The organism is Pseudomonas fluvialis (genome assembly GCF_002234375.1).
Lineage (GTDB): Bacteria > Pseudomonadota > Gammaproteobacteria > Pseudomonadales > Pseudomonadaceae > Aquipseudomonas > Aquipseudomonas fluvialis.
Genome location: NZ_NMQV01000030.1, coordinates 1 through 22,430, shown reverse-complemented (window position 1 = coordinate 22,430; position 22,430 = coordinate 1). Strand labels below are relative to the sequence as shown.

General features: G+C 62.7%; 23 protein-coding genes and 1 tRNA gene. 16 read left to right on the top strand and 8 right to left on the bottom strand.

The features are described from left to right. Positions 1-47 precede the first annotated feature (47 nt). From CFY91_RS14440 to CFY91_RS14385, 12 genes are all read left to right on the top strand, one after another. Positions 48-686 (top strand): TetR/AcrR family transcriptional regulator, encoded by a 639-nt coding sequence (locus CFY91_RS14440; protein WP_093987104.1) that lies wholly within the window; start codon positions 48-50, stop codon positions 684-686. Between the two features lie 10 nt (positions 687-696). After that, positions 697-1,587, top strand: coding sequence for a radical SAM protein (locus CFY91_RS14435; RefSeq protein ID WP_093987103.1), 891 nt, complete (start codon positions 697-699; stop codon positions 1,585-1,587). Positions 1,588-1,667: 80 nt separating this feature from the next. Continuing rightward, positions 1,668-2,267: a DUF4823 domain-containing protein gene (locus CFY91_RS14430; protein ID WP_093987102.1), complete on the top strand. Its 600-nt coding sequence runs from the start codon at positions 1,668-1,670 to the stop codon at positions 2,265-2,267. A gap of 54 nt (positions 2,268-2,321) precedes the next feature. After that, positions 2,322-2,879, top strand: a complete 558-nt coding sequence (locus tag CFY91_RS14425) for a DUF1285 domain-containing protein (protein ID WP_093987101.1) — start codon at positions 2,322-2,324, stop codon at positions 2,877-2,879. A gap of 94 nt (positions 2,880-2,973) precedes the next feature. Continuing rightward, positions 2,974-3,050, top strand: a tRNA-Arg gene (locus CFY91_RS14420). A 106-nt stretch (positions 3,051-3,156) separates the two neighbouring features. Further along, a complete protein-coding gene (locus CFY91_RS14415; RefSeq protein ID WP_093987100.1) occupies positions 3,157-4,092 on the top strand; it encodes a hypothetical protein in 936 nt (311 codons plus the stop codon). Positions 4,093-4,154: 62 nt separating this feature from the next. Then, positions 4,155-5,087: an ABC transporter ATP-binding protein gene (locus CFY91_RS14410; RefSeq protein ID WP_093987099.1), complete on the top strand. Its 933-nt coding sequence runs from the start codon at positions 4,155-4,157 to the stop codon at positions 5,085-5,087. Then, positions 5,084-5,863 carry an ABC transporter permease gene (locus tag CFY91_RS14405; protein ID WP_093987098.1) on the top strand — a complete coding sequence of 260 codons (780 nt, stop codon included), beginning with the start codon at positions 5,084-5,086 and terminating at the stop codon, positions 5,861-5,863. Before CFY91_RS14410 ends, CFY91_RS14405 begins: the two co-directional genes overlap by 4 nt. Before the next feature lie 60 nt (positions 5,864-5,923). Further along, complete coding sequence (locus CFY91_RS14400; RefSeq protein ID WP_229727226.1) at positions 5,924-6,997, top strand: efflux RND transporter periplasmic adaptor subunit; 1,074 nt, start codon at positions 5,924-5,926, stop codon at positions 6,995-6,997. After that, complete coding sequence (locus CFY91_RS14395; RefSeq protein ID WP_093987096.1) at positions 6,994-10,083, top strand: efflux RND transporter permease subunit; 3,090 nt, start codon at positions 6,994-6,996, stop codon at positions 10,081-10,083. Before CFY91_RS14400 ends, CFY91_RS14395 begins: the two co-directional genes overlap by 4 nt. Positions 10,084-10,203: 120 nt before the next feature. After that, entirely contained in the window at positions 10,204-10,593 is a 390-nt protein-coding gene (locus CFY91_RS14390) for a phasin family protein (RefSeq protein WP_093987095.1), read from the top strand. 89 nt (positions 10,594-10,682) lie between these two features. Next, positions 10,683-12,497: a PHA/PHB synthase family protein gene (locus CFY91_RS14385; RefSeq protein ID WP_093987112.1), complete on the top strand. Its 1,815-nt coding sequence runs from the start codon at positions 10,683-10,685 to the stop codon at positions 12,495-12,497. A 16-nt stretch (positions 12,498-12,513) separates the two neighbouring features. Here the strand turns inward: CFY91_RS14385 and CFY91_RS14380 are convergent, their stop codons facing one another. Both CFY91_RS14380 and CFY91_RS14375 read right to left on the bottom strand, forming a co-directional pair. Further along, entirely contained in the window at positions 12,514-13,683 is a 1,170-nt protein-coding gene (locus CFY91_RS14380) for an acetate/propionate family kinase (RefSeq protein WP_093987094.1), read from the bottom strand. Position 13,684: 1 nt separating this feature from the next. Further along, complete coding sequence (locus CFY91_RS14375) at positions 13,685-14,629, bottom strand: bifunctional enoyl-CoA hydratase/phosphate acetyltransferase (RefSeq protein ID WP_093987093.1); 945 nt, start codon at positions 14,627-14,629, stop codon at positions 13,685-13,687. Between the two features lie 134 nt (positions 14,630-14,763). Here CFY91_RS14375 and queF point away from each other — a divergent pair, with 134 nt between their 5' ends. Beyond that, positions 14,764-15,594 (top strand): NADPH-dependent 7-cyano-7-deazaguanine reductase QueF, encoded by an 831-nt coding sequence (gene queF / locus CFY91_RS14370; RefSeq protein WP_093987092.1) that lies wholly within the window; start codon positions 14,764-14,766, stop codon positions 15,592-15,594. Positions 15,595-15,598: 4 nt separating this feature from the next. Here queF and CFY91_RS14365 read toward each other — a convergent pair whose 3' ends face one another. The 3 genes from CFY91_RS14365 to CFY91_RS14355 all read right to left on the bottom strand — a co-directional run bounded on the left by CFY91_RS14365 (position 15,599) and on the right by CFY91_RS14355 (position 17,036). Next, positions 15,599-15,862: a DUF4404 family protein gene (locus tag CFY91_RS14365; RefSeq protein ID WP_093987091.1), complete on the bottom strand. Its 264-nt coding sequence runs from the start codon at positions 15,860-15,862 to the stop codon at positions 15,599-15,601. Between the two features lie 163 nt (positions 15,863-16,025). Beyond that, positions 16,026-16,577, bottom strand: coding sequence for a hypothetical protein (locus CFY91_RS14360; protein ID WP_093987090.1), 552 nt, complete (start codon positions 16,575-16,577; stop codon positions 16,026-16,028). Between the two features lie 42 nt (positions 16,578-16,619). Beyond that, on the bottom strand, positions 16,620-17,036 hold the full coding sequence (locus tag CFY91_RS14355; RefSeq protein WP_093987089.1) for an acyl-CoA thioesterase: 417 nt from the start codon (positions 17,034-17,036) through the stop codon (positions 16,620-16,622). Between the two features lie 140 nt (positions 17,037-17,176). Between CFY91_RS14355 and CFY91_RS14350 the strand changes: the two genes are divergently transcribed. Continuing rightward, a complete protein-coding gene (locus CFY91_RS14350) occupies positions 17,177-17,899 on the top strand; it encodes an MlaA family lipoprotein (protein ID WP_093987088.1) in 723 nt (240 codons plus the stop codon). Positions 17,900-17,953: 54 nt separating this feature from the next. On the opposite strand, the gene CFY91_RS14345 is transcribed toward CFY91_RS14350, so the two are convergent. Further along, entirely contained in the window at positions 17,954-18,253 is a 300-nt protein-coding gene (locus CFY91_RS14345) for a PilZ domain-containing protein (RefSeq protein WP_093987087.1), read from the bottom strand. A gap of 202 nt (positions 18,254-18,455) precedes the next feature. On the opposite strand from CFY91_RS14345, the gene rssB reads away from it, so the two are divergent. Beyond that, positions 18,456-19,646, top strand: a complete 1,191-nt coding sequence (rssB, locus tag CFY91_RS14340) for a two-component system response regulator RssB (RefSeq protein WP_093987086.1) — start codon at positions 18,456-18,458, stop codon at positions 19,644-19,646. Continuing rightward, on the top strand, positions 19,643-20,125 hold the full coding sequence (rssC, locus tag CFY91_RS14335) for an anti-sigma factor antagonist RssC (protein ID WP_093987085.1): 483 nt from the start codon (positions 19,643-19,645) through the stop codon (positions 20,123-20,125). Before rssB ends, rssC begins: the two co-directional genes overlap by 4 nt. Positions 20,126-20,134: 9 nt before the next feature. Here rssC and tal read toward each other — a convergent pair whose 3' ends face one another. Both tal and dusA read right to left on the bottom strand, forming a co-directional pair. Continuing rightward, a complete protein-coding gene (gene tal, locus CFY91_RS14330) occupies positions 20,135-21,058 on the bottom strand; it encodes a transaldolase (RefSeq protein ID WP_093987084.1) in 924 nt (307 codons plus the stop codon). Positions 21,059-21,111: 53 nt separating this feature from the next. Further along, the gene (gene dusA / locus CFY91_RS14325) at positions 21,112-22,101 is read right to left on the bottom strand and encodes a tRNA dihydrouridine(20/20a) synthase DusA (RefSeq protein ID WP_093987083.1); all 990 of its coding nucleotides are present in this window, start codon (positions 22,099-22,101) and stop codon (positions 21,112-21,114) included. Between the last annotated feature and the right edge of the window lie 329 nt (positions 22,102-22,430).

The following is a 22,430-nucleotide window of genomic DNA, read 5'->3' as shown; positions in this document are numbered from 1 at the left end:
TGGACAGGCATAATAGCCCGCCTCGATTCTGACCACGCAGTCCCTTTATGCAGAAAGAACCCCGTAAGGTCCGCGAGTTTCGCCGCCGCGAGCAGGAAATCCTCGATACCGCGCTGAAGCTGTTTCTCGAACAGGGAGAGGACAGTGTCACCGTGGAGATGATTGCCGATGCGGTAGGTATCGGTAAGGGCACCATTTATAAGCATTTCAAGTCGAAGGCGGAGATTTACCTGCGCCTGATGCTCGACTACGAGCGCGATCTCAATGAGCTGCTGCACTCGGAAAGCGTCGACAAGGACAAGGAGGCGCTGTCGCGCGCCTATTTTGAATTCCGCATGCGCGACCCGCAGCGCTACCGGTTGTTCGACCGCCTGGAAGAGAAGGTGGTCAAGGGCAATCAGGTGCCGGAGATGGTTGAGCAGTTGCACAGCATCCGTGCGTCGAACTTCGAGCGCCTGACCCAGTTGATCAAGGCGCGGATCGCCGATGGCAAGCTGGAGGACGTGCCGCCGTATTTCCACTATTGCGCGGCCTGGGCGCTGGTGCATGGCGCGGTGGCGCTGTATCACTCGCCGTTCTGGAGCAGTGTGCTGGAGGACCAGGAGGGTTTCTTCCAGTTCCTCATGGATATCGGCGTGCGCATGGGCAACAAGCGCAAGCGCGACGGCGAAGCCGGCCACGCCTGAGGAGTCGTCCATGCAGGCCTTTCCCATCGACTATGTCGAGCCGGTATTCCGCCCGCCCAGCGAGGCGCATTCGCTGATCCTGCCGGTGACCAATGGCTGTTCGTGGAACCACTGCGGCTTTTGCGAGATGTATACGGCGCCGCAGAAGAAATTCCGTGCGCGTGACGAGCAGCAGGTGCTCGAGGAAATCCGCCGTTGTGGCGAGCAGTTGATCGTGCAGCGGGTATTTCTTGCCGATGGTGATGCGCTGGTGCTGCCGACCCGCCGCCTGCTGAGCATTCTGCAGGCGATTGCCGAGCACATGCCGACCGTCGAGCGGGTGTCCAGCTACTGCCTGCCGCGCAACCTGCGCAAGAAGTCGGTGGAGGAGCTGCGCGAGCTGGCCGATGCCGGCCTGAAGATGGCCTATGTGGGGGCCGAGTCGGGCGATGACGAGGTGCTGGCGCGGGTCAACAAGGGCGAGACCTATGCCTCGACCCTCAGCGCGCTGGACAAGCTGGGCCAGGCGGGGATTACCCGCTCGGTGATGATCCTCAACGGCCTGGGTGGGCGCAGCCTGTCGGTGCAGCATGCCGAGCAATCCGCGCAGTTGATGAACGACAGCCAGCCGGAGTACCTGTCGACCCTGGTGGTCAGCTTCCCGATGGGCGAGGAGCGCTTCCGCGCCGGGTTTGCCGATTACCAGCCGCTCGACCAGCACGGCCTGTTCCTCGAAGTGGAGCGCCTGTTGCAGCGCCTGGAGCTGCGCGACACGGTGTTTCGCAGTGACCATGCCTCCAACTACCTGGTGCTCAAGGGCACCCTCGGTGCCGACAAGGCGCGCCTGCTCGCCCAGGTGCGTCAGGCCATCGAGCAGCCGCAGGCAGTACGTTTGCGCCAGGAGTGGCAGCGCGGTCTGTGAACGCAGGCCGGCTGCTTGGCGTGATTCCTGCTTGAGTGAAGCATGCGCCGGATTCCCGGCATTGCCTGTGGAGATAACCCATGCAACGACTGCTCATGCTGCTGGTGCTGCTCGGCCTGACGGGCTGTATGAAGGTCAGCGATATGGCCGACGGCACGCTCTACCAGCTGCGCGATGCCGGCGTGCTCGACCATGCGCATATCCAGCGCAACAGCACCTGGCGCTTGCAGGCGGACTCGCTGATCTATATTGCCCAGGGGCATTTCGTGCCGCCCGGCCATGCCACGCCGGCCAACGTGGTGGCCGAGCAGGCCTTTGCAGGCTTTGTCGAGTATTTCCCCATGGTGCGCCGCGCCCCGTCCCCGCAGGGCCTTGAAGAGGCCATGCAGGCGGCGCGCGGGCAGGGCGCGCATTACCTGCTGTACCTGCGCTTTGCCAGTGCCGATGACCGCATTGGCACCTATGATGAATGGGCAGACCAGGAGGCGCTGGATCGGCTGGGTGTGGACAAGGGGGTGATCCAGCTGATGCTGCTGGAAACCAATACCCGTTACCTGCTGGATTACGCGCGGATTCGCCAGCGCGGCGGCTTTCTGACGTTCTATGACAAAAAGCCGCAGGACCTGATTGGCCCGCCGCTGCGAGAATATGCCCGGCGCCTGATAGGCCTGAGCCATTAACCATACGCTGCTGTTGCGGGCCTTGTGCGGCGCGGGCGGCGCAAGGAACCTTTGATGACTGTATCCGACAAGGCCGGCGACCTGCTGGCACAGATCCCCAAGAGCCAGGGCCTGCCGCCGGTGCACCTGTGGAATCCGGATTTCTGCGGCGATATCGACATGCGCATCGCCCGCGACGGCACTTGGTACTACATGGGTACGCCGATCACCCGGCCGGCCATGGTGCGTCTGTTCTCGACCATCATCCGCCGCGATGGCGAGCAGTATTTTCTGGTCACGCCGGTGGAGAAGGTGGGTATTCGCGTCGACGATGCGCCCTTCGTAATCACCCGCATGGAGGTCGAGGGGCAGGGCCAGACACAGTGTCTGCGTCTGTTCACCCAGGTTGATGACGAGCTGCTGCTGGATGCCGAGCACCCGCTGCGGGTCAGCGAGCATCCGCACACCGGCGAGCCGGCGCCCTACGTGCGGGTGCGCAGCAATCTGGATGGCTTGGTGCACCGTAACGTGTTCTACCAGATGGTCGACTTGAGCGAGCCGCAGGAGCTGGATGGCGAGGTGTGGTTCGGTGTGTGGAGCGCCGGGCAGTTCTTTGCGCTGGGCCGTCCCTGAGCGGCCTGCGAGCTTTTGGCGGGGCCTCGGGGCATGACAAAGCGCGGCGCTGCCGCTAACATGCCGCCCGGTCGGCGTTCGCCGGCCGTCTGATGTCCCGGTAGCTCAATTGGATAGAGCGTCCCCCTCCTAAGGGGAAGGTTGGAGGTTCGATCCCTCTCCGGGACGCCATCGCTGTGCGTCAGCGTCCCGCCCCGGCAGTTGCAGTGCTTGGCGCTTCCTGCGATCTTGCCTCGTGCAGCCCGGCTGCTTGCGTGTACACCCGTGGAGAGGGACCTTGGATACCGTGGACAGTTCTCTGGCCTTCAGTCAGCAGGTGGCCCTGCTGGAGAAGAAGCGTGCCGTACTGCTCGGCCTGCTGCGCCTTACCGAGACCCTGCAACAACTGCGCGTGGCGCTGAGTAGCGTGCTGCAGTTGAGCGGTGCCGCGGGCGCTGCGCCGAGCGATTCCGACCTGCGTGCGTTCGAGGTGATCCGCCAGCGGGTGGCCGATCTGTCCAGTGCTGAACTGCGCCAGGCGATTGAGCAGCTGGATGGCAAGGTGCGCGACAGCCTGGCGCAAATCAGCACTATGGCCTTGCAGTTGGTCGACGATGCGCGGGCCAGCCTCAGCGATCTTGAGCTGATCCATCCGCGGGTCAACGGCTTCAATCGCTTTGCACGGACCAATATCGCCATGCGCGTGCTGCTGGAGCAGCGCGGTGAAAGCCTGCCTGCGTTGCAGTTCGAGCTGCCGCGCGAGGCTATCGCGCAGCGCCTGGCGCGTGTCGAGGAAAAGGAGCAGGGCATCTGCCGGGCGTTGGTCGCGCATATCCAGGATATGCGTGGCGACCTGGCACTGATGCTCGGCAACCCGCATTGCGCGGAAAGCCAGACACAGTTCTACCAAGTGCTCGACCAGGCGCTGGCCGCCAACCTGGCACATATCGAGGCGGGCCTGAGCCTCTCGGAGCTGCCTATGCCGATCGAGTCGATCGAGGTGGAGGGTGGTGGCTCGGTAGAGCATGCGGACAGCCCGGTAGCGGAGCCTGTCGGGACTGCCGAGGCGGAGACTGCCGCCAGCGCGTCGCCGCTACCGGATGTCGCGCCTGACCCGCTGCCTGCGCCGGGCTTGCTGGGACGTTTGCGGCGCTGGTTGAGTTCGCCGGTGGATGTGCGCTGGCGCGATCTGCAGCCGCCCGCCGATCCAGCCAAGCGCCGCGACGGCGAGTGAGCTTGCATTTGCCGGCAGGCGCCCCCACCTTGGCTGACTGATTGTTGCCAGGTACCTCCCCGATGACTGCCGCGTTAACCCTTCGCCAGCTGTGCAAGACCTATCACAATGGTTTTCAGGCCCTCAAGGGCATCGACCTGGACGTGGCCGAAGGTGACTTCTTTGCCTTGCTCGGCCCCAATGGCGCCGGCAAGTCCACGACCATCGGCATTCTTTCCACCCTGGTCAACAAGACCAGCGGTACGGTGCAGGTGTTCGGCCACGACCTCGACCGCGCACCGGGTGCGCTCAAGCGTTGCCTGGGCGTGGTGCCGCAGGAGTTCAACTTCAACCAGTTCGAGAAGGTCTTCGACATTGTCGTGACCCAGGCCGGCTATTACGGCATTCCGGCGCGCGTGGCCGGCGAGCGTGCCGAGCAGTACCTGACCCAGCTGGGCCTGTGGGACAAACGTCATGCGGTGTCCCGCGAGTTGTCCGGGGGCATGAAGCGTCGCCTGATGATTGCCCGTGCGCTGATGCACCAGCCGCGCCTGCTGATCCTCGACGAGCCCACCGCCGGGGTGGATATCGAGCTGCGCCGTTCGATGTGGAGCTTTCTCAGCGAACTCAACCAGCAGGGCATGAGCATCATCCTCACCACCCATTACCTGGAAGAGGCTGAGCAGTTGTGCCGCAACATCGCCATCATCGACCAGGGGCGCATTGTCGAGCGCAGCAGCATGCGCGAGCTGTTGCTCAAGCTGGATATGGATACGTTGCTGCTCGATCTCGGGCAAACCCTCGGCGAAGCGCCGCTGCTGCAGGGCTATGCCTGCCAGTTGCTGGATAGCCATACCCTGGAGGTGCAGGTGCCGCGCCAGCGCGGCGTCACCGGGCTGTTCGCCCAGTTGGCGGAGCGCCATATCGAGGTGCTCAGCCTGCGCAACAAGAGCAACCGCCTGGAAGAACTGTTCGTCTCCCTGGTGCAGAAGAACCTGGTGGAGGACAAGGCATGAGTGCCGAGCTGCGTTGCAATGGGGTAGCCCTGCAGACCATCGTGCGCCGCGAGGTGCGCCGCTTCACGCGGATCTGGCCGCAGACCCTGCTGCCGCCGGCAATCACCATGAGCCTGTACTTCATCATCTTCGGCAACCTGATCGGCCGGCAGATCGGTGACCTGCATGGCTTCAGCTACATGCAGTTCATCGTGCCGGGGCTGATCATGATGGCGGTGATCACCAATGCCTACAGCAACGTGGTGTCGAGCTTCTTCTCCAGCAAGTTCCAGCGCAACATCGAGGAGCTGCTGGTCTCGCCGGTGTCGCCGCATACCATCGTCATCGGCTATGCCATCGGTGGCGTGCTGCGCGGCCTGGCGGTGGCGCTGATCGTCAGCCTGCTGTCGCTGTTCTTCACCCACCTGCAGGTGGCGCACCTGGGCGTGACGGTGCTGGTGATCCTGCTGACCGCGGCAATCTTCGCCCTGGGCGGGCTGATCAACGCGGTGTTTGCGCGCAGCTTCGACGATGTGTCGATCATCCCGACCTTCGTGCTCACGCCGCTGACCTACCTGGGCGGGGTGTTCTATTCGATCAGCCAGTTGCCGCCGTTCTGGCAGCAGGTGTCGCAGATCAACCCGATCCTGCACATGGTCAATGCATTTCGTTACGGAATTCTTGGGGTTTCCGATCTGAATATCGGCCTGGCCATCGCCTTTATGCTGCTCACCTTGGTTATCCTCTACCTCTGGTGCATCCACCTGCTCAGCAGTGGCCGGGGTATGCGCAGCTAGCCACGGCTGGTTGCCTGCTCCGGCAGGATGCCGGGCGCAATAGCGGCAAGGAGTAGCAGGGTGACGACAAGGCTTGAAACGCAAGGGTTGGGCATCCGCACGGCTGGTTGGTGCGCTGCGCTGCTGGCCGGTTTCTGTTGGCTGGCTGCTGTGCCGGTGCTGGCCGACGAGCCGCCGACCCTGGTGGAGGTCAGCGAAGTGCGCCGCGACAAGGTGCGTGATGAGCTGGTGACCTTCGGTGCCTTGCGTTCCGACGAGTCGGTGATGATTCGCCCGGAGCTGGCCGGCCGCTTGGCCCGCCTGCATTTTCGTGAGGGCCAGCAGGTGGCGGCGGGCGATCTGCTGGTCAGCCTGGACGATGCCATCGCCAGTGCCGAACTGGCCCAGGCCAAGGCCAACCTGTCGCTGGCCGAGCGCAGTGCGCAACGTACCCGTCAGCTCTACCAGCGTGGCGCCAGCAACGCCCAGGCGCTCGACGAGGCGCAGGCCAATCTGCAACTGGCAGCAGCCAGCGTGCTGCTGGCCGAGGCGCGTCTGGACAAGACGCGCATCCGTGCGCCCTATGCCGGCACCCTGGGTTTGCGTCAGGCCAGCCCGGGCGACTACCTGCAGGCCGGCCAGGATATCGTCAACCTGGAAGTGCTCGATCCGCTCAAGCTGGATTTTCGTATTCCGCAGAAAACCGTCAGCCAGCTGCGCATCGGTCAGGCCGTGGAGGTCACGGTGGACAGCCAGCCGGGGCAGCGCTTCGAGGCCCGCGTGCAGGCGATCAACCCGCGTCTCGACGAGGCCGGGCGCAGCCAGGCGGTGCGCGCGCAGCTGGATAACCACGAGGGGCATCTGTATCCCGGACAGTTCGTGCGGGTGGCGGTGATTATCGAGGAACGCGCGGATGCCATGCTGGTGCCCGAGGAGGCGGTGATGTCGCAGGGCGAGCAGCGCCTGCTGAGCCTGGTGGAACAGGGCAAGGTGCGTCGCCAGGTGGTGCAGCTGGGCTTGCGCCGCGACGGCTGGGTGGAGGTGCGCGAAGGCCTGCGGGGGGATGAGCAGGTGATCCGCAGTGGCTGGCACAAGGTGTTCCCCGGCGATCCGGTACGCGTGCGCAGCGCGCCGGCGCAGGCAGCCCGGCCATGAGGTTGTCGCAGCTGTGCATCGAGCGTCCGGTGCTGGCCAGTGTGCTGTCGCTGCTCGTAGTGTTGCTTGGCCTGCTGGCCTGGCAGCGCCTGCCGGTGCGCGAGTACCCGAACATCGATGTGCCGGTGGTGACGGTCAACGTCATCTATCCCGGCGCCAGTCCGGAGATCATGGAGTCGCAGGTCGCGCAGCCCATCGAGGATGTGCTGGCGGGCATTGCCGGGCTGGATTTCGTCAGCTCAATCAGCCGTGCGGAAAATACCCAGATCACCGCGCGCTTTCGCCTGGGCACCGCCGCCACCGAGGCGGCCAACGAGGTGCGTGATCGCTTGGGCCGGGTGCGTACGCTGCTGCCTGACGAAGTGCGCGAGCCGCAGGTGCAGAAGATGGAGGCCGACGCCCAGCCGGTGATCTGGCTGGCGTTCTACAGCGAGCAGCACAGCGTGCTGGCGATTGCCGACCTGCTGCAGCGGGTGGTGCAGGACCGTCTGCAGATCATTCCCGGGGTGTCCGAGGTGCAGATCCGCGGTGCCAGTCGCTATGCCATGCGCCTGTGGCTGGACCCGGAGAAGCTGGCAGCGCACAACCTCACCGTGCAGGACGTGGAAAATGCCCTGCGCCGGCAGAACGTGGAGATTCCCGCCGGGCGCATCGAGTCGCGCCAGCGCGAGTTCACCGTGCTGGCGGAAACCGATCTGCGCAGCGTCGAGCAGTTCAACCAGCTGATCCTCGTCGATTCCCGCCAGGCCCTGCTGCGCGACGACCGCTCGCCCGGTTATCTGGTGCGCCTCAGCGATGTCGGACATGCCGAACTGGGCGCGGCCGATGAACGCAGCCTGGTGCGCTTCAATGGTCTGCCGGCGGTCTCGGTGGGCATCATCAAGCAGGCCACGGCCAACCCGCTGGAGATTTCCGCCGGCCTGGAGGAAGCGCTGCCATCAATCCGCGCGCTGCTCCCGGAAGGCCTGGAGGTGGCGGTGGCCAACGACAACTCGCTGTTCATCCGCGAGTCGATCGACAACGTCTACGTGACCATCTGGGAAGCGGTGGCACTGGTCATCCTGATCATCTTCCTGTTCTTGCGTTCGCTGCGTGCCACGCTGGTGCCGCTGGTGACCATCCCGGTGTCGCTGCTGGGTGGTTTTGCGCTGATGGCGGTGCTGGGTTTTTCCGTCAACACGCTGACCCTGCTGGCGCTGGTGCTGGCCATTGGCCTGGTGGTGGACGACGCCATCGTCATGCTGGAAAACATTCACCGGCACATTGAGCGCGGCATGGCGCCGCTGGCCGCGGCCTTGCAGGGCAGTCGCGAGATTGCCTTTGCGGTGATCGCCATGACCCTGACCCTGGCCGCGGTGTACGCGCCGATCGGCTTTATGCAGGGCACCACCGGCAAACTGTTTACCGAGTTCGCCTGGACGCTGGCGGGTGCGGTGCTGGTTTCCGGCTTTGTCGCGCTGACCCTGTCGCCGATGATGTGTGCCTACCTGCTCAAGCCGCACGGCAGCACGGCGCATAACCGCTTCTACCAGCGTATCGAGCTGCTACTCAACGGCCTGCAGGCCGGCTACCAGCGGCGCCTGGATTGGGTGCTGCCGCGCTGGCGGCTGGTGCTGTGCCTGTTGCTGGTGGTGTTGCTGGCCTGTGCGGCACTGTTCGTCAGCCTGCGCAGCGAGCTGGCACCGACTGAGGATACCGGTACCATCGTCGGGGTGATCAGCGGGCCGGACGGCGCCACCCTGGACTACACCAGCCATTATGCGCGGGAGCTGGAAGCGGCTTACGCCAGCCTGCCGGAGAGCAACCGTTACCTGGTGATTGCCGGCTTCCCGACGGTAGCCCAGGGCCTGTCGTTTCTCAAGCTGGAGGACTGGGATCAGCGCACGCGCAGCCAGTTCGAAATCCGTGACGAGCTGCTGCCGCTGCTGCAGGACATTCCCGGTATCCGCGCCTTTCCAATCAATCGGCCGCCGCTGGGGCAGAGCTCACGCAACCAGCCGGTCAACTTCGTGATTCGTTCCTCGCTCGACTATGCCGAGCTGGAGCCTTACGTCGAGCGCCTGCTCGATGACCTGCGCAGCTACCCCGGACTGGAGAGCCTGGACAGCGACCTCAAGCTGAACAGTCCGCAGCTCAAGGTGCGCGTCAACCGTGAGCAGGCGGTGGCGGTGGGCAGTGACGTGGCGAGCATCGGCCGTACCCTGGAGAGCCTGTTCGGCAGTCGCCAGGTCACCCGCTTCAAGCAGGACGGCGAGCAATACGATGTGCTGGTGCAGCTGGCAGATGTCGACCGCAGCAACCCGGACGACCTGCGCCGGGTGTTCGTGCGCGGGCTGGACGGGCAGATGGTGCAGCTGGCCAACCTGATCGAGGTGGAGGAGAGCGTGGCGCCGCGCGAGCTCAACCACTTCAACCAGTTGCGTGCGGTGACCCTGACCGCCAACGTCGGCAGCGGCTATACCCTCGGCGAGGCGTTGCAGCATCTGGAGGCGCGGGCCCGGGAAATCCTCCCGGCACAGACCTTGTTCGACTACAACGGCCTGTCGCGTGACTTCAAGGAGTCCTCCAGTGGCGTGGCGTTGATCTTCGTGCTGGCGCTGCTGTTCATCTACCTGGTGCTGGCCGCGCAGTTCGAGAGTTTCTTCGACCCGCTGATCATCCTGTTCAGCGTGCCGCTGTCGATGGCCGGTGCCTTGCTGGCGCTGCACCTGTTCGGCGGCACGCTCAACCTGTATTCGCAGATCGGCATGGTCACGTTGATCGGCCTGATTACCAAGCACGGCATCCTCATCGTGGAATTCGCCAACCAGCTGCTGCGTCAGGGCTGGCAGTTGCAGGCAGCGGTGCGCGAGGCGGCCACTCAGCGTCTGCGGCCGATTCTCATGACTACCGGCGCGATGGTGCTGGGCGCCTTGCCGCTGGCCCTGGCCACGGGTGCGGGCGCCATGGCTCGCCAGCAGCTGGGCCTGGTGATTGTCGGTGGCCTGCTGGTCGGCACCTTGTTCACCCTGTTCGTGGTGCCCAGCCTGTATCTGTTGTTGCGTCGCTGGCGGCCGCTGGGGGCTGAACTTCAGGCCATGCAGTAGGTCAACAAAACTGCAAGACGGCCGCGCTAGACTGGCCGGGCGAGGATACTGCAGGAACCTCGCCCGGGCGCTGCTCAGCCTGCCTGTGCATACCTGCCATCAAGACAAGGAGTAGCAACGATGAATCAAGATGTCTTCGGAACCTTTACCGAGAAGAGCCGTGACCTGCTGGAGCGCAGCGTGCGCCTCAACCAGGGGCTGTTCGAGCAGTTCAGCAAGGCCAGCAAGATGCAGCTGGAATCCCTGCAGCGCTATGCCACCTTCGCCATGGAGCAGTCGCGGGCGGCTGGCGAGGCGCTGAAGAACAATGACCTGGCTGGCCTGGCGCAATGCCAGACCGAGGCCTTCAAGAGCCTCAACGAGCAGATGGCCAGCGACTGGCAAGCCTGGCAAGGCTATGTCCAGGAAGTCGGTGAGCAGTTGCAGGCGGCCTTTCAGGGCGAAGAAGAACCGGCAGCACCCAGCAAGCCGCGCGCCAAACCGCTGAAGAGCGCCGGCAGCGAAGCCTGAGGTGCGCCAGGGCGCCCGGCAGCGGGCGCCTTGCGTGCCGCGCATCATCCCCCGCGATCACCACGAGGACTGTGGCTGTGTTTCCCGACATGCTGAAGAAAGTAACTGGCAAGGTATTGCGTACGGTCAATCGCAATCTCGACCGGGCTGAGGAACAGATGGAGAAGTGGCTGGGCCAGACCGGTCTGGTCAGCGACACCACGCTGTCCACCCTCAGCGAGATGTCCACGGCCTATCGCAACCTGTGGGAAAGCGCTTTGCTCAACCCGCTGCGCTTTGTCGAGGCGGAAAGCCAGTTGCTGCGCCAGCATGTGGCCTTGGGGGTATATGGTGCCGCGCGGGCCTGCGGCCAGCAGCCCGATCCGGTGGCCACGGCCGAGCCGGATGACCGGCGTTTCGCCGCTGAAGAGTGGCGTCGCTGGCTGCCCTACGATTACCTGCACCAGGCCTATCTGCTGAATGCCCAGGCACTGCTCGACTGGGTGGACCAGATGCCGGGGATTCCCGGAGCCAACCACGACCAGATGCGCTTTTACGTACGCCAGGTGGTCAGTGCGCTGTCGCCGTCCAACTTTCTAGCCAGCAATCCCGAGGCGCTGCGCATCACCGTTGAGCAGCGCGGCCAGAATCTGCTCGAAGGCGGGCGGCAGTTGCTGACGGATATCAGCCGTAACCCGGGCCTGTTCAATGTGGCGATGGCCGATGTCAGTGCCTTTCGCATTGGCGAGAACATCGCCACCACGCCGGGCCAGGTGGTCTACCAGAATGAGCTGATGCAGCTGATCCAGTACAGCCCGAGTACACCCAGCGTGTACCAGCGGCCGCTGCTGGTGGTGCCGCCATGGATCAACAAGTTCTACATCCTCGACCTGACCCCGCAGAACTCGCTGATTCGCTGGATGGTCGAGCAAGGCCTGACAGTCTTTGTCATTTCCTGGGTCAACCCCGGCCCCGAGCTGCGTGACAAGGGCTTCGAGGACTACATGCTGGAAGGCCCGCTGCAGGCCATGCAGGTCATCCAGGCGATTACCGGCGAGGAGCAGCTCAATGCGCTGGGCTACTGCATCGGTGGCACCCTGCTGGGCAGCACTCTGGCCTGGCTGGCCAAGAAGGGGCGCCAGCCGGTGGCCAGTGCCACGTACCTGACCACCTTGCTGGACTTCTCCGATCCTGGCGGTATCGGCGTGTTCATCAACGAGCATTCGTTGTCGGGCATCGAGCGCATGCTGCAGCGCCAGGGCTACCTGGACGGTCGGGCGATGGCCTTTACCTTCAACCTGTTGCGCGAGAACGAGCTGTTCTGGTCGTTCTGGATCAATAACTATCTCAAGGGCAAGCCACCGGCGGCCTTTGACCTGTTGTACTGGAATACCGACGGCACCAACCTGCCGGCACGCATGCATGCCTACTACCTGCGCCAGATGTACCTGGAAAACCGCCTGGTGCAGGCCGATGCGCTGACCCTGGCGGGTGAGTCCATCGATCTGGCGCAGATTGAGGTGCCGAGCTTTTTCCTGTCGACCCAGCAGGATCACATCGCCAAGTGGAAAACCACCTACCGGGGTGCCCGTGTGCATGGCGGTGAGCGCACCTTCGTGCTGGCCGGCTCCGGGCATATCGCCGGGGTAGTCAACCCGCCGGCCAAGGGCAAGTATGGCTACTGGTGCAACGCGCAGCTGCCCGAGGATGCCGAACAGTGGTTTGCCGACGCCGAGCGCCATCCCGGCTCCTGGTGGCCGCACTGGCTGCAATGGCTTACCCAGTATGCCGGCGAACAGGTACCGCCCCGCGAACCGGGCAGTGCCGACTACCCGCCGCTGCAGGCCGCGCCGGGCAGTTATGTACGGGTACGTGCTGCCGATGCCATTGCGGCGGGGCAGCGCCGCGCCAAGCGCCCGGCGTGACCGGACGCGCGCAGCTTCAGCCCGCGGCCAGCGCCTGGCGCAGTTCGCGGGCCATCTGCGCCTCCTCGTCACTGGCGATCACCCACACCCCGACGGCACTCTCGGGGTGTGAAATCAGTCCTGTGCCAGCCTGGTTGCGTTGCTCATCCAGACGGATGCCCAGCCACTGACTGGCCTGGCATAGCTGAGCGCGCAGTGCGGCATCGTGCTCACCGACACCACCGCTGAACACCAGCAGATCCAGGCCGCCCAACGCGCCAACCAGCGAGCCCAGCTCGCGCTGCAGACGGTAGGCCAGCAAGTCGATGGCCTGCCGCGCGGCAGGCTCGGAACTGGCGCGCAGGGTACGCATGTCGCTGGACAGCCCGGATACCCCCAGCCAGCCACTTTCCCGGTAGAGCAGCTGCTCCAGGGCGTCGGCATCCATGCCCCGTTCGCGCATCAGGTAGAGTAGTACGCCCGGGTCGAGCTGGCCGCAGCGAGTGCCCATCGGTAGGCCGTCCAGCGCGCTGAAGCCCATGCTCGACGCCTGACTGACTCCGTTGCGCATGGCGCACATCGAGGCGCCGCTGCCCAGATGGGCCATGACCACGCGGCCCAGGTGGCGTTGTGGTTCCAGTTCGGCCAGGCGGCTGCGCAACCCGGCATAGGACAGGCCATGGAAGCCATAGCGCAGCACGCCGGCTTCGCTCAGGGCGCGTGGCAAGGCATATTCGCGGGCCAGCGCGGGCATCTGCTGGTGGAAGGCGGTATCGAAGCAGGCCAGTTGGCGGCGTCCGGGCAGTTGCACGGCACACTGTTCGATCAGCGCCAGGTTGTACGGCTGGTGGAGTGGGGCGAGGCTTTCCAGGCTGCGCAGATAGCCCAGGCAAGCATCATCCAGCCACTGCGCCTGTGCGTAGCGCATGCCGCCGTGCACAACACGGTGTGCGATGGCGCTGATCTGCCAGTCGCCGGTGCTGTGCAGGCAGTGCAGCAGCGCGGCGAGTGCGGCGCTTTGCCAGTTAGGCCCGGCGACTTCGGGCAAGGCCTGTCGGCATACTGGCTGGTTGCCGACCTGCCAGCTGAGCTGCGCGGCGTCGGGCAGGCCGCTGACCTTGCCGCGTGCCAGACACGGCCCTTGTGGGTCGAACAGCGCGCACTTGAGGCTGGATGAGCCGGCGTTGACAGTCAGCCAGGCCTGCATGTCACAGGCGTCCCATGTGCCGGGCGACCAGCAGGGCCACGGCCGAGGAGGCCAGCCGCTCCAGGCTGCCATCGGCACGGCTGGTCAGGATGATCGGCACACGGGCGCCCATGACGATGCCGGCGGCGGTGGCGCCGGCCAGGTATTGCAGTTGTTTGGAGAGGATGTTGCCGGCTTCCAGGTCCGGCGCGAGCAGGATGTCCACCTCGCCGGCCACCGTGGAGCGGATGCCCTTGGCCTCGGCCGCCTGGCGGGAGATGGCGTTGTCGAAGGCCAGTGGACCATCGGCAATGCCGCCACTGATCTGGCCGCGCTCGACCATCTTGCAGAGCGCCGCGGCATCCAGGGTGGCGGGCATGTTGGCCATGACCTTTTCCACGGCGCAGAGAATGGCTGCACGTGGCTCGGCGATGCCCAGCGCATGCGCGCAGTCGAAGGCGTTCTGCAGGATGTCGGCTTTCTCGGCCAGCCCCGGCGCGATATTGATCGCCGCATCGGTGACCAGCAGCGGCTTGTGGTAGCTGGGCACATCCAGTACGAAGATGTGCGACAGACGTCGTTCGGTGCGCAGGCCCAATTGCCGGTCGGTAACCGCAGCGAGCAGCTCGCCGGTGGCCAGGCCGCCTTTCATCAGTGCGTGAACTTCCCCAGCGCGTACCAGGCGCACCGCTTCGGCGGCTGCGGCATGGCTGTGCTCGCTATCGATCAGGCGCAGCCCGCGGATATCCAGGTCGGCGGCTTCGGCTGCCGCGCGAATGCGTGACTGGGGGCCGACCAGCCAGGGCTCGATGATGCCCTGTTCGGCAGCTTGCAAGGCACCGGCCAGGCTCAGTGCATCGACTGGATGCACGACGGCGGTGACTACCGCGCCAGGCAGGTTATGTGCCTGGTCGATGAAATGCTGCAGATGTGGATGGTTGGGCGAGGTGCGGTGGCTGACGTCCATGAGTGTCTCCGCTGTGCTGGATGATGCTGAAGTGTGCCATGCAGGCCGGCTCAGGCTGGCAGCTTTCTGTTGCAGAATGCGTGCGATGGGCCTGTTAGAATGCCCGCCCGAGTTTTTTCGCAGGTCAGTCGTTCATGCAACACCCCGCCGAACTTTCGCCGCTGGGCAAGACCAGTGCCTATGTCGACCAGTACAGCCCGGCGCTGCTGTTTCCCATTCCGCGTGCCGCCAAATGGGCCGAACTGGGCCTGCAGACGGGGCAGCTGCCCTATCATGGCGTGGATATCTGGAACTGTTACGAGCTGTCCTGGCTGCTGCCTTCGGGCAAGCCGGTAGTGGCGCTGGCCGAGTTCCGTATCCCGGCTGATTCGCCCAATATCATCGAGTCCAAGTCATTCAAGCTGTATCTCAATTCGCTGAACCAGAGTGTGTTTGCCGATGCCCAGGCGCTGCAGCAGATCATCGCTGCCGATCTGTCCGGGGTGGCGGGTGCGCCGGTTACGGTGCGCCTGAGCAGCGTGCGTGAGGCAGGTCAGCACGTGCTGGGCGAAGTGCCGGGGCTGTGCATCGACGACCTGGATATCCAGGTGCAAGGCTATGACCAGCCGCGCCCCGAATTGCTGCGTTGTACGCCAGAAGCAGGGGCGGCGACGCTGCACAGCCACCTGCTCAAGTCCAACTGCCCGGTAACCCACCAGCCGGACTGGGGCACCCTGGTGGTTAGCTACCGAGCCGAGCGCAGCCTGGATGCCGCCAGCCTGTTGGCCTACCTGGTCAGCTTCCGTCAGCACGCAGATTTCCATGAGCAATGCGTGGAGCGGGTGTATCTCGACCTGCTGCGCCTGCTAGCACCTCAGGAACTGGTGGTCTATGCGCGCTACGTGCGACGTGGCGGGCTGGATATCAATCCCTGGCGCAGCTTGCTACCGGGCGAGCCGGAGAATCTGCGCCTGGTTCGTCAGTAGCGGCTCAGATGCCCATGTTGGCCAGGGTCTGCAGCAGGTTGCGCAGCGTGCCAGTCAGCGTGGGGTGCTCTACTTCGAAGCGTTCCACGGCCAGGTTGAAACCGTCCACCAGGTTACTGTCCAGGGCCAGGCTTTCCTGCTGCAGCTGCAGCTGCAGTTCGGCGATCAGGGCTTCCAGATCCTCGCGGTGTGCACGGTCGAGGCTCGGCGTGGCAATCAGTTGCTGTTGCAGTTGGGCAATGTGCTGCTGCAGTTGGTGGGTGGGCATGCGGCTCTCCTTAACAGGGCAAGAAATGTCGGCCATGACGCTTGGCGTGAGCAGCGACGAGCTGTCTCGTTAGCGTCATACGCCATGCGGGTGACCTTGAGTACAGGTTAACCCAGGTGGCGTCATTTGCCCTGATGCTCGTCAAGCGGATGGGGCTGGTTGCTCAAGGCTGTTCGCCGCGCTGCAGGCGTTGAGCCAGGTCGTGGAGACTTCCTGGCAGGTCGGCCAGTTGTTCGACGACCGAATGGCAGCCGGCCGCATAATGCGCGAGGGTCGCTTGACTACGCCTGTCGTGCTGGCGCTGTTTGTCCAGGCTGAGCCAATGGCGATCGGCCTGGGCATGGCGTGCCAGGCCAATACACCACAGCCCGGCCGCACGAGCACTCTGGCTCAGTAGCGGGGTGGCGCTGATCACCAGGGTTTGTCGGCAGCTGTGCGCCTGCGCCTGTTGTAGTGCTTGCCAGCAGCTATGCGGTGCCGGCCAGGCGACTGTGCCGGCTACCCCCGCGCGCGGCTGCAGGCCGTTTTGCGCCAGTGTTTCGAGTAGGGCGAGGCTTTGTACGCCGGGCTGATCGCTCAGCCAACCCCAGGCGATACCCTGTTGTTGCAGTTGCTGGAGAAGGTGACGACTGATGTGTGCGTCTTTCTCCGAGGTGGCTTGCAGTACACCCTGCAAGTCAAACAGCCAGAGTCTGAAGGGCAGTGGGCTGGCCATGGCTATACTCCGTAGGGGCTGGTCGGCCAGCCTAGTGGCTGGTCATGACGCAGGCATGACAGGCCATTGCGCGCGCAGCTGTTCGGGCAGAGGGGTAGAACGAGCGCTGGCGTGCTCAATCCAGACCAGTTTGCAGTAGCCTTCGCCGAGCAGCGTGGGATCGTCCTGCAGGTACAGGCGGTGCTGCAGGACCAGGCTGCTACGCCCCAGATCACCGGCATGCAGTTGTACGCGCAAGGTGGCTGGATACTGCACTGGGCGCAGGAAGCTGTGTTGCACCTGCAGCAGCACAGGACCTTGCGGAGCATCCTGCAGGTCGATGCCGATCTGCGCGAACCACTGGATGCGGGCTTCTTCAAGATAGCGTAGGTATTGCGTGTTGTTCACATGGGCGTAGCTATCCATGTCGCCCCAGCGTACGGCTATCAGGCACTGGTAGAGCAGGGGTGTATCGGTCATTGCAGGGTTCCTTGCATGGGTGATCTGGCTAAAACCTGCCGTAATGCAGGGCTAGCCGCTATAATCGCCGCTTTGACCTGCGGCTGGCCACGCTGCCAGCGACTCAGGTGGCGTTTGCTGTCTCGATCAAGGAGAGAAACATGCGTGACACGCTGCTTAAACGGTTGTTCAGGTTGCCCCGTCGGCTGTCCTGCACCGTGCTGCTATTGCTTGGCACACCGCTTATGGCGGCTCCGCAAGGACACCAGGATGATCCTTGGGAAGCGTTCAATCGACCGGTCTTTGCCTTTAACGAAACGCTGGATACCTATGCGCTGAAACCATTGGCGCAGGGCTATCAGAAGGTAACGCCGCAGCCTCTCGAGGATGGCATTCACAACATGTTCAGCAACCTCGGTGAGTTAGTGCGACTGGGCAACAACCTGCTGCAGGGCAAGCTGCATGCGGCAGGGGTTGATACCTCGCGTTTGCTGTTCAACAGCACCTTTGGGGTTCTGGGCCTCTTTGACGTCGCCACGCCGATGGGGTTGCTGCGTAGTGATGAGGATTTTGGCCAGACCCTGGGTGCCTGGGGCCTGGGTAGTGGACCTTATCTGGTATTGCCGTTTGCCGGGCCGAGCAACCCGCGTGATGCGCTGGGCATGCTGGTGGACAATCGCGCGCGAATCTATCCACAGCTTGATCATGTCCCGACGCGTAATACCGCCTTGGGCATGTCGGTGATCGATACCCGCGCCAATCTGCTGTCGGCCGAGCGGATGATCATCGGTGACAAGTATGTCTTTGTACGTAACGCCTACTTGCAGAACCGCGAATTTCGCGTTCGTGACGGGCAGGTGGAAGATGATTTTGACGACTTCTGAAGTCGTCCTTTGTTGATGAAAGAAGGCAGCCCAGGCTGCCTTCTTTTTTGTCGGCTAGCGCATGGCCAGTATGGTCAGCCCCAGGGATAAGCGGCCATCATCAAGGCGGCTGCAACGCACCACCTCGACGTCGGCGTCCAGGCCCCGCAGTTGCGAGTGTTCCGAAGGAATTCGGACCTGCAGGCGATCAGCCAGTTGCAGGGGGGCATCCACTTCGACCTGCATGCCGGTACTGGATAGGTCCAGACACTTGGCAGGGTACTGCTTGCCCTCATGCTCGAGAATTACCTCGGCCTCGACACGCATACGAATGAAGTCGCGTTTTTCGCTGTAGGCTCGATCGTCCAGGCTCATAGGCAGTTCCTCGTTATTGTACGGACCCTGCAGGCTGTTATACCCCTGGCCGTTTTCGCCTGTAAAGGCGCCTTTCGACGGCCGGCTGTGGCTTGAAAGGCCTGGCATATGGGAGTACCGTCAGCGCCTTGAACCTGTGCGCAGGCCTGCTTTGGCCTGTTCGTGCCACTTACCTGCCTGGTGCTGTCTGCCCGGAAGCCGCATGCATAAATCCAGCGCTACATTGCTGATCATCGACGACGATGAGGTGGTGCGTACCAGTCTCGCCGCCTACCTGGAAGACAGTGGCTTCACCGTACTGCAGGCGGGGAGTGCGGCGCAGGGGCTGGCCCTGTTCGAGCAGACACAGGCTGATCTGGTGATCTGTGACCTGCGTATGCCGCATATGGACGGTCTGGAACTGATTCGTCGCCTGGGGCAGTGTGTGCGACCGGTGCCCGTACCCGTGATCGTGGTCTCGGGTGCCGGGGTGATGAGCGATGCGGTCGAGGCTCTGCGTCTGGGGGCGGTGGACTATCTGATCAAACCGCTGGAAGACCTAGCCGTACTCGAGATGGCCGTGCGGCGTGCGCTGGAGCGTACTCAGTTGCAGGTGGAGAACCTGCGCTACCGGGAGAAGCTGGAGCAGGCCAACCAGCATTTGCAGGACAGCTTGCGGCTGCTGCAGGAGGATCAGACAGCGGGTCGACAGGTGCAGCTGAATATGTTGCCGAGCACACCCTGGCAGGTAGCTGATCTGCACTTTGCGCATCAGATCATTCCTTCGTTATATCTATCTGGTGACTTCGTTGATTACTTCCAGGTGGATGAACAGCGCGTAGCGTTTTATCTGGCAGATGTCTCGGGGCATGGCGCATCGTCGGCATTCGTCACGGTATTGCTGAAGTTCATGACCTCGCGTCTGCTCTATGAATCCCGACGCAATGGTCAGCCGGGGCCTTTCCTGCCATCGCAGGTACTTGCCCACATCAACCGCAGTCTACTCAATTGCAAGCTGGGCAAGCATGTCACCATGCTGGGCGGGGTCATCGACCTTGCACGTAATCAGCTGACCTACAGTGTCGGCGGACACTTGCCGCTGCCGGTACTGCTTGCGGATGGTCAGGCACGCTATCTCCAGGGGCGCGGTTTGCCGATCGGATTGTTTGCTGAGGCGACTTACCAAGATCAATGCCTCGACTTGCCCGAGCAGTTCAGTCTCAGCTTGTTCTCCGATGGCATACTTGATTTGCTGCCCGGCGCCACGCTGAAGGATAAAGAGGCTGCATTACCTGAGTGGGTTGCGCGCGCCGGCGGTATACTGGATGGCTTGCGAACGGCTTTTGGGCTGGCCAGGTTGGGCGAGATGCCGGATGATATTGCCCTCTTGGTTTTACGCAGGGACCCTGCATGAGTACGGGCAAGATCCAGTTTGCAGAGCAGGACGGAACCTTCGTTCTCAAATTCGTTGGCGAAGTACGCCTCACGCTCTGCTCTACGCTGGATGCAACCATCGAGAAGATCTTCACGGCGTTGAACTTTTCGGCTATTGTCATCGACTTGACTGAAACCAGCAGTGTGGACAGTACAACCCTGGGGCTAATGGCCAAGCTGTCGATTCTCTCCCGGCAGAAAGTTGGCTTGTTGCCGACAGTTGTTACCACCAATGCGGATATCACCCGTTTGCTGCAGTCGATGGGTTTCGATCAGGTGTTCAACATCATTGATACCCCGCTGCCTTGTCCAGACTGCCTCGAAGATCTGCCTCCGCAGGATCAGTCCGAAGAGGTGGTGCGTGCCAAAGTTCTGGAAGCGCACCGTATCCTCATGGGGCTCAACGACTCCAATCGTGAAGCCTTCCATGATCTGGTGAGCGCTCTGGAGCGCAGCTAGGCATTTCCTTCAGCGCAGCGACTGCAGCAGCGCTTCGAGTTTTTCCTGGTCTCTGGCAAACAAACGAATGCCTTCCGCGAGTTTCTCGGTGGCCATGGCATCTTCGTTGTGTGCCAGGCGGAAACCTGCCTCGTCCAGCTGCCAGCGTGGCTGGCTGTCGCCAGGCTGCAAGTGGCGTGGCAGTGTGCCTGTGCTCTGAGCCAGTTGCTCAAGCAGTTCAGGGCTGATGGTCAGCCGATCACAGCCTGCCAATTGTTCGATCTGGCCCAGGTTGCGGAAACTGGCACCCATTACCACGGTCTGGAACTCATGTTTTTTGTAATAGCGATAGATGCGTGCCACCGAGGCGACGCCAGGGTCTTCGATGCTGGAAAAGTCATGCCCGCTGGCTTTTTTGTGCCAGTCATAGATGCGGCCTACGAAAGGGGAGATCAGAAAGATGCCGGCATCGGCACAGGCGGCTGCCTGCGCAAAGGAAAACAACAGGGTCAGGTTGGTCTGGATGCCGGAACGTTCGAGTAGTTCGGCTGTGCGAATGCCTTCCCAGGTGGCTGCTATCTTGATCAGTACCCGCTCGCGAGGAATGCCAACGGATTCATAGAAGTCAATCAGTCGCTCGGCACGATAGCGTGTAGCTTTGCTATCGAAAGACAGGCGTGCATCGACTTCGGTGGAGATGCGTCCGGGTATTACCTGCAAAATGTCTCGGCCAACGGCCACGGCAAAGCGATCAGAGGCTTGCGCCAGATCGCCGGCAGCCTTCTGCAGAGCTTGCTGAAGGTGTTCCTGATAGCGCGGCAGTGAAGCTGCCTTGAGGAGCAGTGAAGGGTTGGTTGTAGCATCCACCGGCTTGAGGCGCACTATTGCATCAATGTCGCCTGTGTCAGCTACTACCGTGGTGTACTGCTTGAGTTGTTCCAGCTTGGAAATCATTACCTGTCCCTATCGCGATGATGCGCTGACCTTACCTGAGCGCAGGGTGGTGCTCAACGCCCCTCCAGTAGTTTGCAGGCCTCATCGTAGAGCTCCAGTGGCTCAGGATGACGATGGATGTCTGCCGAGAGTAGCTGGCGAAAACGGCGGGCTCCGGGGAATCCCTGGGCAAGACCAAGCATATGCCGGGTAATGTGTTGCATTTGCCCGCCTTGTTGAAGGTGCGCTTCTATATATGTACGCATCTGCAGGGCAACCTGCTGGCGAGTGGGGGTATCGTGCGTATCTGAAAATAAACAGCGGTCAACCTCGGCAAGCAGGTAGGGGTTGTGATAAGCCTCGCGACCGAGCATAACCCCATCGAAGGTTTGCAGATGGACTGCGCACTCGCCGAGCGTCTTGATGCCGCCGTTTAGAATGAACTCCAGGTGCGGAAAGTCATTTTTGAGTTGTCTGGCAACCTCGTAGCGCAGCGGTGGTATCTCGCGGTTTTCTTTAGGGGATAAGCCTTCGAGAATGGCTATCCGGGCGTGCACCGTGAAGCTTCTGCAGCCAGCTTCCGCCACTGTTCCGACGAAGTCGCATAGCTCGGCGTAGCTGTCTCTGCCATTGATGCCAATGCGATGCTTAAGGGTGACGGGCAGCGAAGTGGCATCACACATCGCGCGGATACACTCGGCAACCTTCTGTGGGTATGCCATCAGGCAGGCGCCGATCATGTTGTTTTGTACCCGATCACTCGGGCAGCCGGCATTCAGGTTTACTTCATCGTAGCCCCATTCCTCTGCCAGGCGTGCACACTTTGCCAGTTCGTCGGGCTGGCTGCCGCCCAGTTGCAGGGCTACTGGGTGCTCGTCGGCGTGATATGCCAGAAAGCGCTGGGTATCTCCGTGTAGAAGTGCACCCGTAGTCACCATTTCGCTGTACAGCAATGCGTGGCGTGACAGTTGGCGGAGGAAATAACGGCAGTGACGATCCGTCCAGTCCATCATGGGGGCAACGGAGAAACGGTGGGAGAGCTGCAGGGGAGCTTGGTTGTGCATAAGTCTTGGTCGGTTTTCTAGGAGTCAGGATATGGAATTGATCCTGAGGCGAGCAGTATACCGGCGATGCTGTTGGGCGCAGCTTGCCTTTTTCTGCCTCTCGGTTATCATGGCCATCCCGTATCAAATTTCTTTGAAAAGCGTACGGGAATGGGGGTTGACAGTGTTTTCGGATGCTGTAATATGCGCCTCCCGCTGATCGGAAGCGCTGCTTCGGTTCAGCTAAGCGGTTGAGAAGAAACGAAAAATTCTTCAAAAACAGCTTGACAGATTGAAAGGCTGCTGTAGAATGCGCGGCCTCGGTTGAGGCGAAAGACTTGATCGAAACG